This window comes from Vibrio minamisatsumaniensis, assembly GCF_050337445.1.
Classification (GTDB): Bacteria; Pseudomonadota; Gammaproteobacteria; order Enterobacterales; family Vibrionaceae; genus Vibrio; species Vibrio artabrorum.
Genome location: NZ_JAKJSY010000013.1, coordinates 1 through 12,956, shown reverse-complemented (window position 1 = coordinate 12,956; position 12,956 = coordinate 1). Strand labels below are relative to the sequence as shown.

Below are 12,956 nucleotides of genomic sequence, written 5' to 3'. Positions count from 1 at the left end.
ATTACGACTCCTTCTTATTTGATGAGTGTTGATTTGTAGCAGAGCTCTTAGTGTGAGCGGCTTGAATCGCAGAGATGACCGCTTGTGCCTTGCCGCGAGTTTCATCGGCTTCTGCTTGTGGGTCGGAGTCGAATACCACACCAGCGCCGGCTTGAACTTGGGCCACACCATTTTCAACGTAAGCTGAGCGAATCACGATACACGTATCCAGAGTCCCTTCACCGGTTAGATAACCGACGGCACCACCGTAGCTACCACGACGTGTTTTTTCTACATCACGAATAAGCTGCATTGCACGGATTTTTGGTGCGCCCGTTAGCGTGCCCATGTTCATACAAGCTTGATAAGCGTGCAGGGCGTCCAAATCTTCACGCAGCTGACCAACAACACGAGAAACTAAGTGCATTACATGGCTGTAGCGGTCAACTTTCAGTAAGTCAGCAACGTGGCGAGTACCTGCTTCGGCAATACGTGCCACATCGTTACGCGCGAGGTCGACGAGCATCATATGTTCCGCGTTTTCTTTCTTATCGGTACGCAGTTCAAGCTCGATGCGGCTATCTAGGTCAAAATCGATTTGGCCATTTGGGCGCTTACCACGAGGGCGAGTACCCGCAATTGGGTAGATCTCAATTTGGTTGGTTTCAGTTTCGTATTTCAGTGCACTTTCTGGCGAAGCTCCGAACAGAGTAAACAGCTCATCTTGCATGTAGAACATGTAAGGGCTTGGGTTACTTTGTTTGAGTTCTTTATAAGCCGCCAGTGGCGCAGGGCAAGGTAGAGTGAAGCGGCGTGAAGGTACCACTTGGAATACATCACCTTTAACGACATACTCTTTTAAGTCACGAACCGTTTGGCAGAAGTCTTCGTCTGAAACGCTGGGTACCGCTTCAACGTTGTCGAGCGGCGTAACTTCTGTGATAACTTTCAGTGATTGACACTGTGTTTGAATGTCCGCTAGACGCTCCGTTAATTGCACTTTGATACTGTCATCGGGAGTGAACACGCTCGCATGAAGCAGGCCTTCGTTCGCTTGGTGATCGAAACGCAAGAGTGTTTCAGCGACGTAGAAAACAAAATCAGGACAATTATTGGTTGCTTGGGCATCTCCTAGCGGTTCAAAATTCGCCACGATGTCGTAAGCGAATAAGCCTGCCATGAATAACGCGTGCTTATTATTAGCATCTTGTTCAAAACTGTGTTGAACCAAACGCAGCGCATCGAAAGAAGAGGCTTCTTTTAAACGTGAGTCTTCATCTAATTCGTTGCTTGGTTCGACAAAAGTCAGCGTCAAAACGTTATCAGTAAGATCAGATGGAATTTCTGCTTTCACGTTTTGAGTGAGATGTTCGATAAGCGCTTGGCCGTTTTCAGTCAATGCTTGAAAGGTGACTTCATGTCCGCGACATACGATGCGAACAGCAGAGTCGATAAGGAGTAGGCTTGTCAGGTTCTGCTTGGATTCAATCTCAGCGGACTCCAACAGCAAGCTATCCGTTTTGTTTTCACACAAACTATGAAAAACACGGGTCGGATCTTGCGAGTAAGGAACGGAAGTATTGATAACCTCAATAGTTCCCAGCTTTTTGATTTCAATGGCCTTGTTCACAAGACCTCCTTTATGATTCTTTAAATTTCCTGTCGCACATAGTCGCATAAAGAGACTGTTCACCCAATCTAGAATGTGGTCAATTCGTTGATTTGTTCGCCAGTTGAATGTGAGATGTTCGACAAATTAAAAAAGCCCGCTTTGAAAGCGGGCTTAGTAATGACTTTTTTATAAACAAACTGTTTAACTAGAAGTACACGTTAGCCCACCAAGAACTTGTCCAAGTGCGCCACCAATTAAGCTCTGAACTTGCTTCTACTGAAGAAAGTTCTAAAACTTTATCTTTATGGTTTTGGTTAAATTCTTGTAACATGGTGAACCTATCAAATGTGATACTTCGTATTTGTGTACTAGTTAACTAGTTTTCCGCTTGCGGGTCAAGTGTGTTGACACAAATATAACGATAAAAATTGAAAACAATGAAAAAGAATATATGAGAATTGATCTACATAGTCATACAACAGCCTCAGATGGCCGACTTACTCCACCTGAGCTAATTGACCGAGCGCTTGGCTTTAACATCGAAGCGCTAGCGATTACAGATCATGACACGACGGATGGGCTTGCTGAAGCACGCACCTATATTGCTGATAACCATCTTCCCATCCAGCTGATCAACGGCATTGAGATTTCGACTGTTTGGCAAAACAAAGATATCCATATTGTTGGGTTAAACGTTGATCCTGAGTCACCCGAGCTTAAAGCGCTCATTGAGCAACAGAAGCAACACCGTATTGGACGTGCTGAGATGATTGCTCAACGTCTTGAGAAAGTGACGCGTGAAGGGGTGCTAGAAGAAGTTAAATTGATTGCGGGTGATGCGCCTATTACTCGTGCTCACTTTGCTAAGTGGTTAGTCGATAACGGCTACGCGAAAACCTTGCAGCAAGTGTTTAAAAAGTTTCTTACTCGCAATAATCCAGGCTATGTGCCGCCAACGTGGTGTTCGATGAGTGATGCTGTCACCGCCATTCATGCCGCTGGTGGTCAAGCCGTACTCGCTCATCCTGGGCGATACGGCCTAACTGCCAAGTGGATTAAGCGCCTACTAGCCGCATTTGTTGAAGCGAAAGGGGATGCGATGGAAGTCGCTCAACCTCAACAAGCGCAACAAGAAAGACGCACACTCGCGGATTATGCTATACAATACAAACTATTAGCCTCCCAAGGCAGTGATTTCCATTACCCATCTCCGTGGATGGAACTTGGACGTAATCTCTGGCTACCTTCTGGGGTCGAAGAAGTATGGAAAGATTGGGAGTTTCAAACGGTTTTACCAACTGATACCGATGACAGTATTTAGGTGAACCAACTCCTTCTGATGATAGAGTCGAGAGATTCGATAACGAGGATCAACAATGAGCCAGTTTTTTTATGTACACCCAGATAACCCACAAGCACGCTTAATTACTCAAGCGGTTGCAATTATTCGTAACGGCGGCGTTGTGGTTTATCCAACAGATTCCGGTTATGCGCTGGGCTGTCAACTTGAAAATAAACAAGCACTTGAACGCATCTGTAAAATCCGTCGCATCGATGACAAGCACAACTTCACGTTATTATGTCGTGATCTTTCTGAATTATCACTGTATGCACGCGTTGATAACGTCGCTTTCCGTCTGCTGAAGGCACACACACCCGGTGCTTACACGTTTATCTTTAAAGCAACCAAAGAAGTGCCAAAGCGTTTAATGAACGCCAAGCGTAAAACGATTGGTATTCGTGTCCCAGACAACAAAATTGCACTTGACCTGTTGGAAGCGATGGGTGAGCCATTGATGTCGACATCACTGATTCTTCCGGGTAACGAGACGACTGAGTCGGATCCAGAAGAAATTCGTGACAGCCTAGAGCATGCGGTTGACGTCATTTTTAATGGTGGCTATTTAGGTGAACAACCGACAACGGTTATTGATTTCAGTGATGATGATGCCGTGGTTTTACGTCATGGTGCGGGCGATCCAACACCGTTTGAATAATCGCTTTATTGATTAACAGTCTGTAACGATACAGCAAACCTGCCACGGTAAATAACAAGTGCTTTTGGGTGGTTTTTTTGCCATAATACGCGACCGCGATTTGGTCGCGAAAAATTCATTCGACGTCTGTGAAGACGACAATTAGGTAGAAAAGAGTAAATGAGCGAAAAATTACAGAAGGTTCTAGCGCGAGCTGGTCACGGTTCTCGCCGTGAACTAGAAGGTTTGATCAAATCTGGTCGTGTAAGTGTTAACGGTCAAGTTGCGAAACTGGGCGAGCGTCTTGAAGACGAGAACTCAGTGATCCGTATCGATGGCCACACTGTTTCAGGCAAGGCTTCTGAAGAAGTGGTTTGTCGTGTGCTTGCTTACTACAAACCTGAAGGTGAGCTGTGTACTCGCCACGATCCTGAAGGTCGCCGTACTGTTTTCGATCGTCTACCTAAGATCCGTGGTTCTCGTTGGATTTCAGTGGGTCGTCTTGATGCAAACACATCAGGCCTTTTGCTGTTCACGACTGATGGTGAGCTTGCAAACCGTCTAATGCACCCAAGCCGTCAGGTTGAGCGTGAGTACTTGGTACGTGTATTCGGCGAAGTGACTGAGCAGAAAGTTAAAAACGTTACTCGCGGTGTGCAACTGGAAGACGGCATGGCGCGCTTCGAAGATGTGGTTTACGCTGGTGGCGAAGGTATGAACCATACTTTCTACGTAGCGATTAACGAAGGTCGTAACCGTGAGGTTCGTCGTCTTTGGGAATCTCAAGAAACGACAGTAAGTCGCCTGAAACGTGTCCGTTACGGTGATATCTACCTTGATAAGAAACTGCCTCGTGGCGGTTGGAAAGAGCTCGATCTACAAGAAGTTAACTACCTGCGTGAGCTTGTTGAGCTTAAGCCTGAGAAAGAGACACTGTTGGATCTTGATCCTTCAAACACTTCTCGTAAGCGTGAGCGTTCTCGTAGCCAAAAAATTCGTCGTGCTGTTAAGCGTCACGAAGAGCGCGCAAACGCACCAAAAGGCCGTAGCAACCAAACTAAACGCAAGAAGCCTGCAACTCGCGGTACGACAACACCGGATTCAGGTCGTAGCGCTCCAGCTGCAAACAAAGGCAAACCTCAGGCTAACAAAAGCAAGCCTAAACTGAACAACGGTCGTCCAGCTAAACCGGCTAAGCCAAGAACACGTCAGTAATTATGCCAGTAGTTGCTACAGTTCTTAAGCTTAAAGCTTGATTAGCTAAAAGCACTGAATACTAAAAAACCTGCTGATTGAGCAGGTTTTTTTCTATCTAGAGTATGGTGTTATTCACATCATATGGAAGTGCCTAACGAGTAGGTTAGGTCACTTTCAAATGATTAGAGAAGTTATCACCTTTTGCCATTCGGTCGTACAGAATAACATTGACCGCCGCTGCAAGGTTCATGCAACCATTGGTTGGGACGTAGATGGTTTCACGACAGAAATCTGTGATCTCTTTTTTCAACGTCCCATCTTCTGGGCCAAAGATATAAAAAGCACGTGGTGGGTGCTTATAATCAGGCAGTGGTTTCGCACCTTCTATCAAGTCAACGGCAATAGGTACACAGCCAACCGGAATAATATCTTTCAAGTCTTCCACACCGATTAATGGTAATTCAAGGTGCTTTTCTTTGGTGTCGGTATGGAACTGTCGAGCGTGATCATAACGGGTACCCGTATAAAATACAGAGTTTACTCCGTAGCAACCAGCCGCGCGCATTACTGAGCCAACATTTTCAGGCGTTTTGGGATTGACTAATCCAACACAGGCATAGCCCTTGGATAAGGTATCGGTTTTTGCTTTGGTCATAATTTTGTAGAGTTACTGTTTGGTAAAGTGATGAGGCTATCAAGTCGTAAAAAAACCAGCTCAGTAGTCTGAGCTGGTTTGAGAAGAGCCTAGTCGCGTTTCCACAACATGTGACAGAACTTATGTTCAGGGTCTCGGCTGATCAGCAGACGAGCGAATACGTCATCTAAGACATCGTCAGCTTCATTGACAAGACCAATGCGTACTTCAGCGTAGATCGTTTTGTCGACGTCAAAGCCAACATGTTCAACCCAATCGTCACCAGTTTCAACAAGTTCTGCTGCGCCACGATCTTCAAACTGAGCCGTAAATAAGATTACGTCTGCAGGTTCAAGGTTATCAGGCGCCATCTCTAGAAAGATGTCGTATGCAGTATCAATAGCATCGTCGTAAGAGATTAGGTTGTTAGCTTCGGTCATAATCAATATCTTAGCTTGCGCGGTTCATGTATTTACGTTCAGCTGTGTTCACAACAACTTTGTCGCCAGTTGCGATGTACTCAGGAACTTGAACAGTAAGGCCTGTAGACAGACGAGCTGGCTTAGTACGAGCAGACGCTGATGCACCTTTGATTGAAGGGTCAGTTTCTTCGATAACAAGTTCAACAGAAGAAGGAAGCTCAAGAGTTGCCGCGTTACCATCGATAAGAATTGCGTACACACCTTGGGTCTCTTCGTTGATGAACAGCAGTTCGTCTTCGATCGTTTCACCGTTGAAGATAAACTGTGTGTAGTCTTCGTTGTCCATAAAGATGTACTCGTTGCCATCGACGTAAGAGAACATGACAGCGCGCTTAGTGACTTCAATCGTTTCAACGATCTCGTCAGCCTTGTGGCGAACTTCTGTTTTAACGCCAGTGGCGACATCGCTACCACGGAAACGGTAAATCTTTTGACCGCCACGGCCACCTGGTGTTGTTACTTCGATATCTTTAACGAGTATTGTTTTACCATCAACGTCGATCGCAAAACCTTTTTTAATTTCACTTGCTCTAGGCATTTTGTGTTTGTCCTTAGTGGGTCTATCCGCTGATTATATCTCGGAGATGCTATAAATAGGAATAGCTTGAATCATAAAGTCACCTAGGCGATCATAGCGTTATAGTTAAATCATTATTTTATTTACCGAAACGACCTATGCAGTTACCTATTATTGACCCAACGCAGCCTTTTCAATCTGAATTTCAACCTGTAGTTAACGATCTGATCACCTTTTTGAAGGGGGGGTTAGGCTCTAATTTGCACAGTGTCTATATCTATGGCAGCGTGGCACGTAAGCAAGCTGTGGTCGCTCGTTCTAATCTTGATGTGATTGTGGTGACTCATCGTCCTTTCCCCGACCAACGCACCACATTATTGAACACCATTAAGTGGCGCTTTCAAAAGAGCTTTCCGCAGGTAACTCAGGTTGCAATAAAAACGACATTGGTGAGTGAGATAGTCGATTTTGACAACATCTTTACTTGGGGGTTTATGCTCAAGCATTTAGCCGTGTGTGTATATGGTGAAGACTTATCGGATTGCTATGGTGATTTTGAAACTAGTTGGGAAATCGCTAAGCATTGGAATATGGATGTGGAAAACTGGTTAGCCGTGTATCGCAACAAAATTGCACGAGCCACAACGCCAGAACAGCAGGTCGCTGCACAGGTGATTATCGCTAAGAAGCTTTTGCGAGCGAGCTACTCGTTGGTGATGTACCGTGATAAATATTGGTTTGATGATCCGGTCGAATGTGGTCAGCAGTTCTTGAAATATCACCCGGACAGAGAAGTCGAAATCCAAAGGCTGGGCATTTTACTTTCAGGTCGTCCCATTCCTAAACGTTCAGTGATTGGCATTCTGGATGGATTTGGCGAATGGTTGGTTAAGCAGTACCAGAAAACCGAGTTCAGAATCGGATAGAGATTGATAACCGATCAATTGATACTAAAAAGCAGAGCGTGCGGAGGAGCATGTCTCTGCTTTTTTGTTTAATGAGTATATTGAGTAAAGTGTTAGAACAGCCCCAACTGCTGCCCACTGACTCTTTCAAAATCTAAACCGATGAAGGGTAGGATTGCCTCTGCGACCGGTTTGATCTGCTTGTCGATATAGTGCTGATAATCGATACCACTCTTTAAATACTCCTTGGGCTCAGGACCACTCAGAGTAATCAAATACTCAATACGTCCTTTGTTTTGGTATTGAAGAGGGCGTCCTAACTGAGTATTTATCTCGTCGGCCATACGAGCTGCGCGAACCTGCGGCGGAATGTTCTTTTGGTATTCGTGTAATTTGCGGCGTAAGCGCTTTTGGTACACCAATAAATCATCATGTTTGCCTGCAGAGGTTTCATCAACAAACCGTCTAACGTAATCACTAGGATCTTGGTCGTGAAAAACCATCTCATACAAGGTTTGTTGGAATTGCTGGGCGAGAGGGGTCCAATCGGTGCGTGCACTCTCAAGCCCTTTAAAGATGATCTTCTCTTGGTCACCTTGATTGATTAATCCCGCATAACGTTTCTTTGAACCTGTTTCTGAACCTCTAATCGTCGGCATGAGAAATTTGCGATAGTGAGTCTCATATTCCAATTCGAGGATAGAAGTTAAGTTGTGGGCCTCTTTTAAGTGATTCGTCCACCAATCGTTGATGTAAGCGACCAGTTCATTCCCGATCTTATCAGCTTTTTGCTGGTCATAACGGCCGTTCAGAGACACAAAGGTTGAATCGGTGTCGCCGTAAATCACTTGATAACCTTTATCTTCTATCAGAACCTTGGTTTGCTTCATGATCTCATGCCCGCGCATGGTAATCGAAGACGCCAATCGGGTATCAAAGAAACGACAGCCAGACGAACCTAACACACCATAGAATGAGTTCATGATGATCTTAATCGCCTGAGAGAACGCCTTCTCGTTGTTCTTCTTCGCCACATCTCGTGCAGCCCATAGATTTTCAATCATCTCTGGTAAGAAGTGTTTAGTGCGGTGAAACTGCCCCCCTCGAAATCCTTCAACGGCTTGGTTGTCTGCTGGCCCCAGTTCCAACTTTAAGCCTTCAATGAGTCCCATAGGGTCTATGAGAAACGAGCGAATGATTGATGGGTACAGGCTCTTAAAGTCGAGTACCAACACCGAGTCGTATAAGTTGGGAATCGAATCCATCACATAACCGCCGGGGCTCGCCATCCAATTCTCCGGCTCTAAGTTCGGTGCGACATAACCCGCTCTGTGGATTTGGGGCAGATATAAGTTCGTAAAGGCTGCAACAGAGCCACCAACCCGATCCAGCTCGACACCGGTTAATCGAGAGCGCTCAATCGCGAAGTCGAGTAGATGAGTGTGCTCGAAGATGCGGTTGACTAGCACACAATCTTGAAGGTTGTACTTAGCGAGTGAAGGTTTGTCGAACTTAAACATTCGGTTTATCTCATCCATACGGTCGTGCACGTTATGGATGTCTTTGCCTTCACCAAGCAGTTCTTGCGATACCGATTCAAGTGACCAAGAACGGAAGTGGTAGGTCGCAGTCTTGAGCATATCGATACCATCCAAGACAACGCGCCCTGGAATGGTGATAAAGCCTTGCTGATTTTGCGCGGAACTGCGGAAAAAGCTCGGTTGGTTGTCTCTGCCGATGTTGAGCTTTACTTCGTTCCAGTCTGAACGTTTGTGCAGCAGCCTAAAATCGAAGTCGATAACGTTCCAACCAATGATGATGTCAGGATCAAATTCAGAGAACCAAGCTATCATAGCTTCGAGTAGCGCTTTCTCGTTGGCAACCCATTGGATATTCGTTTCAGCGGGTTGTGCTTCGCCGACCATGATCACTCGGCTATCCATCGGGCTGTCTAGGCCAATTGAATAAAGCACGCCTTTTTCTGAACACTCAATATCAAGCGAGACCACTGATAGATAGGGTAGGTAGTCACCCGCTCGGCATTTTACCTTTGAGACTCGACGATGCTGATTTTTTTGTACAGCAGAACCAGTGAACTCAATACTGCCCTTGATAAAACGTTCCATTAAAAATCGATCGGCGAGTCGAATATCGCTTTCAAAGGTTTGGATTTCTTGATTGTGAAAGGCTTGCGCTAAACCAAAGCTACTTCTCGACAGAGAAGTGTAGCACGCGGCCAGAGGCGTCTGCTCAAAAGTGACAAGTTCTAAAGATTTAAATTGACAGTCAATCGCTTCCTTTTCTGCAATGGCTTGACAGGCTTGTACATCAGATTGAGCGATAAAAAATACCGGTTTCTCATCTTGGATACTCAGTAGAGTGGGACCTTGAGGGGTACTGAGCCATAAATCGATTTGTGTACGCCCTGAAAAATCTCTCGATTGTCTTGTGAGCACAAAGCCTTGCTGAATATCCAATGTGGTAACCTATTGATCAGGGGAGCCGAATTCTACCACTTGGTGTGCTTTTTCGCACACTCGGTTGCGCGTTGTGTTTGAATTCGCCATTGAATGGTTAACGCACCACCCATGGAGCGGTGCGTTGGATTCGGTTTACTTATAGCTTAATTCAGTCGCTTTGCCTTTAAAGATACGATACACGACAAAGGTATACAGCAAAATCATCGGCATCACTATCATCACGCCATAACCCACAATGATAAGTGTTGCAGGCGAAGAGGCGGCGGCTTGTGCTGTCATGATCCCCGGAACGACTTCTGGAAAAAAGCTGTAAGCAAGGCCTAAAAAGCTCAGTGCAAAAATCACTGTTACGCCAAAAAATGGCCAACGTGCGCCAAGGTCATCCACCACAGGAACCTGACGTAAATAACGATCAACTAAAAAGATCGTTGCCAGTACTACTAACGGAATCGGAGTGAGCAGTAAGATCTCTGGAAAGCTAAACCAACGCTGTGCCACTTGTTGATTTACGATGGGGTTGACAATGCTGACAGCTAAAATCCCCAATGCGGCCAACCAGCCGGCTCTCCGTGACCAGCGCGCAGATCGGGCTTGTAATTCACCTTCGGTTTTTAACACCAGCCAAGCACCACCAATGTAAACGTACGCTGCGGTGACACAGAGAGCGCTTAACCAGGCGAAGCCAAACGCTTGATTGCTCTGTTCAAAGCCCATAATGTAGCGGCCGATCATGTAACCTTGTGTCAAAGCCGTTACTAAAGATCCTATTTTAAAGCACCAGTCCCAACGAGGCTTGTGATCGGTGTTCGCTTTAGCGCGAAAATCGAACGCAACACCTCGCATAATCAAAGCGATAAGCATGATTGCTGTCGGCATATAGAGTTCAGTCAGAATCAAGCTGTGAGCGGTAGGAAAGGCGATCAACAAAATACCGACCGCCAGTACTAACCAAGTCTCATTGGCGTCCCAAAAAGGGCCAATCGAGGCAATCATCCTATCGCGTTGAGCTTCATTATCTCTCGGCAGCAGTACGCCAACACCCAGGTCGTAGCCGTCTAAAATGGCATACATAAAGACAGTAAACCCAAGTAACAGGAGATATATTTCGGGTAGATAATCAAGCATGGTTAAACCTCGTGTTTTGTCTGTGTTACTTGATGCGCGCCAATATCTTTGCGTGCTAAATAGAACAGGGTGTGAATGTAGGCCACTAACAAGGTGGCGTAGATAGCTAAATACATGGTCAGGGATATCATTACACTGCTACTGGCGACAGTAGTAACGGCTTCCGACGTTCTTAACACACCACTTACGAGCCAAGGCTGTCTGCCAATTTCAGTCACATACCAGCCCGCTAATGTCGCGACCCAACCGGAAAAGGTCATCGCGAATACGACATATAGAAAAGGTTTCGGTAGTGATTGTTTACGAGCTAACCTTGCCGTTCCAAACCAACTGACCACTAGCATGACAACACCAACGCCAACCATCACTCTGAAACCAAAAAACAAGGGTTTTACGGGAGGATGGTCTGGGGCAAATTCATTAAGGCCAACAATTTCGCCATCCAGTTCATGCGTTAAGATCAGGCTCGCGAGTTTAGGGATCCCTAATTCCAAATCATTGCTGCGTGTTTTTTCGTTTGGGACTGCGAATAGCAGTAGTGGAGCGCCTTTTTGAGTGTCCCAAACTCCTTCCATCGCGGCCACTTTAGCCGGCTGATGTTTTAAGGTATTCAAACCATGTAAATCACCGATAAAAATTTGTATAGGGATGAAGCCAGCGGCAGTCAGGAGAGCGACCTTTAAACCGAGTTTAGCTGAACGATGAGTGGGCCGTTTGATTACCTGGTAAGCCGATATTCCCGCAATCAGAAAGCTTGCCGTTAATGCTGATGCCAATAATGTATGGGCGAGCCGGTAAGGCAGTGAAGGGTTCAAAATGACCTCTTTCCAACTGGTCACGTGAACAATGCCTCCGATTAACTCATAGCCACTTGGGGTATGCATCCAGCTATTAAGCACCAAAATCCAAAATGCGGACATACTGGTTCCGAAGGCGACTAAAACCGTGGCTAATGTATGGAACCATTCCGGTACGCGTCCTCGTCCAAATAGCATGACGCCAAGAAAGGTCGCTTCCATAAAGAACGCCGTCATCACTTCATAACCTAAAAGAGGCCCTGCCACGTTACCGACTTTTTCCATAAAGCCTGGCCAGTTCGTTCCAAACTGAAAGCTCATGGTGATACCCGATACAACGCCTAAAGCAAAAGTTAATGCGAAGATCTTGACCCAGAAATAATAAAGGTCTAACCATACCGTCTCTTGTGTGCGGTTATAGCGCCATTTGAAGAACACCAAAATCCAAGCTAGGGCTATCGTGATGGTAGGAAAAAGAATGTGAAAGCTGATATTGGCCGCGAACTGAATTCGAGACAGCATGAGGGTGTCTAACATCGTGGTTCCTCAATAGTTGGCTATGTTGTAAATAGAGTTTATGTAAACTTATTACGAAATATTCCGTGGTTTGGATTGGTTTGCTAAAAAGAAAGGTCATTCAAGTCCACAGTGGCCATGATTTATATCAATTTAAGTGAAAAAATGAGCGCGATAAATTGTCTCGATATGTCTTACCGTGTTTTTAAGTGTTAGATTTTGAAAGTAAATATTACCTGTATTAGTTTGAGATGAGACGGTTCGGAATATTCTTGTTATGGATTCGTTATTTGTGAAATAAAATTACAAAATCAGATTGAATTACTCTGTGTTAAGAGTCATATCAGGGTAATGAACTTCATTAACAAAGGAAGCTCAAAAGTTCAGCTAAATAGCAGCGTCTTAAAGCGATGGGAGGTGTTTGCTCTGTGCAACCTTGGGCCTCGAATGTGAAAAATGGCGGTATAAAGCCAACCTACGGCCGTCAAAGGTGACCCATAACGGGACGGTATAAGCAAAAAAGCGAAATTGTCATGAATGGCTATTCAATAGTATTGAAAATATCTTTATCTTGTGTAATTTTATTGTGCGCTGTTTTAACTCTTTGATTTTTACGAAAAGCTTGTTGTTTTAGTTGACTTGTTTATAAATAAGTACTTGCTAAAGTTCTTGTTTCAGCACATATTCAACAAAGCTTTTTTATACTAATTAAGTTAAGATGTACTCAATGCTGTGA

12 protein-coding genes and 1 other annotated feature are annotated in these 12,956 nt (G+C 45.2%); of the genes, 4 read left to right on the top strand and 8 right to left on the bottom strand.

What is annotated here, in order from left to right; all coding sequences use genetic code 11:
- Position 1 precedes the first annotated feature (1 nt).
- Both L4B77_RS03430 and trpL2 read right to left on the bottom strand, forming a co-directional pair.
- Positions 2–1,609, bottom strand: coding sequence for an anthranilate synthase component 1 (locus L4B77_RS03430; RefSeq protein ID WP_429748498.1), 1,608 nt, complete (start codon positions 1,607–1,609; stop codon positions 2–4).
- Between the two features lie 126 nt (positions 1,610–1,735).
- Positions 1,736–1,850: a sequence feature (Trp leader region), on the bottom strand.
- A complete protein-coding gene (gene trpL2, locus L4B77_RS03425) occupies positions 1,797–1,922 on the bottom strand; it encodes a tryptophan operon leader peptide (RefSeq protein ID WP_009848753.1) in 126 nt (41 codons plus the stop codon). It overlaps the preceding feature by 54 nt.
- A 120-nt stretch (positions 1,923–2,042) precedes the next feature.
- Here trpL2 and rnm point away from each other — a divergent pair, with 120 nt between their 5' ends.
- The 3 genes from rnm to rluB all read left to right on the top strand — a co-directional run bounded on the left by rnm (position 2,043) and on the right by rluB (position 4,782).
- A complete protein-coding gene (rnm, locus tag L4B77_RS03420) occupies positions 2,043–2,912 on the top strand; it encodes an RNase RNM (RefSeq protein ID WP_429748493.1) in 870 nt (289 codons plus the stop codon).
- Between the two features lie 55 nt (positions 2,913–2,967).
- The gene (locus L4B77_RS03415) at positions 2,968–3,588 is read left to right on the top strand and encodes an L-threonylcarbamoyladenylate synthase (RefSeq protein ID WP_429748491.1); all 621 of its coding nucleotides are present in this window, start codon (positions 2,968–2,970) and stop codon (positions 3,586–3,588) included.
- A 159-nt stretch (positions 3,589–3,747) separates the two neighbouring features.
- Positions 3,748–4,782, top strand: coding sequence for a 23S rRNA pseudouridine(2605) synthase RluB (gene rluB, locus L4B77_RS03410; RefSeq protein WP_017055112.1), 1,035 nt, complete (start codon positions 3,748–3,750; stop codon positions 4,780–4,782).
- Between the two features lie 145 nt (positions 4,783–4,927).
- Here the strand turns inward: rluB and L4B77_RS03405 are convergent, their stop codons facing one another.
- The 3 genes from L4B77_RS03405 to efpL form a co-directional block, all read right to left on the bottom strand.
- Positions 4,928–5,419 (bottom strand): RNA methyltransferase, encoded by a 492-nt coding sequence (locus L4B77_RS03405; RefSeq protein WP_261837538.1) that lies wholly within the window; start codon positions 5,417–5,419, stop codon positions 4,928–4,930.
- An 89-nt stretch (positions 5,420–5,508) separates the two neighbouring features.
- Entirely contained in the window at positions 5,509–5,838 is a 330-nt protein-coding gene (locus tag L4B77_RS03400; protein WP_261837537.1) for an HI1450 family dsDNA-mimic protein, read from the bottom strand.
- Positions 5,839–5,848: 10 nt separating this feature from the next.
- Positions 5,849–6,418: an elongation factor P-like protein EfpL gene (gene efpL, locus L4B77_RS03395; protein WP_429748484.1), complete on the bottom strand. Its 570-nt coding sequence runs from the start codon at positions 6,416–6,418 to the stop codon at positions 5,849–5,851.
- 137 nt (positions 6,419–6,555) lie between these two features.
- Here efpL and L4B77_RS03390 point away from each other — a divergent pair, with 137 nt between their 5' ends.
- Positions 6,556–7,323 carry a nucleotidyltransferase domain-containing protein gene (locus L4B77_RS03390; RefSeq protein ID WP_261837535.1) on the top strand — a complete coding sequence of 256 codons (768 nt, stop codon included), beginning with the start codon at positions 6,556–6,558 and terminating at the stop codon, positions 7,321–7,323.
- Between the two features lie 92 nt (positions 7,324–7,415).
- On the opposite strand, the gene L4B77_RS03385 is transcribed toward L4B77_RS03390, so the two are convergent.
- The 3 genes from L4B77_RS03385 to L4B77_RS03375 form a co-directional block, all read right to left on the bottom strand.
- Complete coding sequence (locus L4B77_RS03385; protein ID WP_429748481.1) at positions 7,416–9,779, bottom strand: DNA polymerase II; 2,364 nt, start codon at positions 9,777–9,779, stop codon at positions 7,416–7,418.
- Positions 9,780–9,914: 135 nt separating this feature from the next.
- Positions 9,915–10,907 carry a cytochrome d ubiquinol oxidase subunit II gene (locus L4B77_RS03380; protein WP_429748479.1) on the bottom strand — a complete coding sequence of 331 codons (993 nt, stop codon included), beginning with the start codon at positions 10,905–10,907 and terminating at the stop codon, positions 9,915–9,917.
- Between the two features lie 2 nt (positions 10,908–10,909).
- Positions 10,910–12,241, bottom strand: a complete 1,332-nt coding sequence (locus tag L4B77_RS03375; protein ID WP_429748477.1) for a cytochrome ubiquinol oxidase subunit I — start codon at positions 12,239–12,241, stop codon at positions 10,910–10,912.
- Positions 12,242–12,956: the final 715 nt, after the last annotated feature.

Coding starts and splice junctions, on each gene's coding strand:
- L4B77_RS03390 (WP_261837535.1), top strand. CDS start 6,556: ATGCAGTTACCTATTATTGACCCAACGCAGCCTTTTCAATCTGAATTT.
- L4B77_RS03375 (WP_429748477.1), bottom strand. CDS start 12,241: ATGTTAGACACCCTCATGCTGTCTCGAATTCAGTTCGCGGCCAATATC.
- L4B77_RS03400 (WP_261837537.1), bottom strand. CDS start 5,838: ATGACCGAAGCTAACAACCTAATCTCTTACGACGATGCTATTGATACT.
- efpL (WP_429748484.1), bottom strand. CDS start 6,418: ATGCCTAGAGCAAGTGAAATTAAAAAAGGTTTTGCGATCGACGTTGAT.
- L4B77_RS03405 (WP_261837538.1), bottom strand. CDS start 5,419: ATGACCAAAGCAAAAACCGATACCTTATCCAAGGGCTATGCCTGTGTT.
- rluB (WP_017055112.1), top strand. CDS start 3,748: ATGAGCGAAAAATTACAGAAGGTTCTAGCGCGAGCTGGTCACGGTTCT.
- rnm (WP_429748493.1), top strand. CDS start 2,043: ATGAGAATTGATCTACATAGTCATACAACAGCCTCAGATGGCCGACTT.
- L4B77_RS03415 (WP_429748491.1), top strand. CDS start 2,968: ATGAGCCAGTTTTTTTATGTACACCCAGATAACCCACAAGCACGCTTA.
- L4B77_RS03380 (WP_429748479.1), bottom strand. CDS start 10,907: ATGCTTGATTATCTACCCGAAATATATCTCCTGTTACTTGGGTTTACT.
- trpL2 (WP_009848753.1), bottom strand. CDS start 1,922: ATGTTACAAGAATTTAACCAAAACCATAAAGATAAAGTTTTAGAACTT.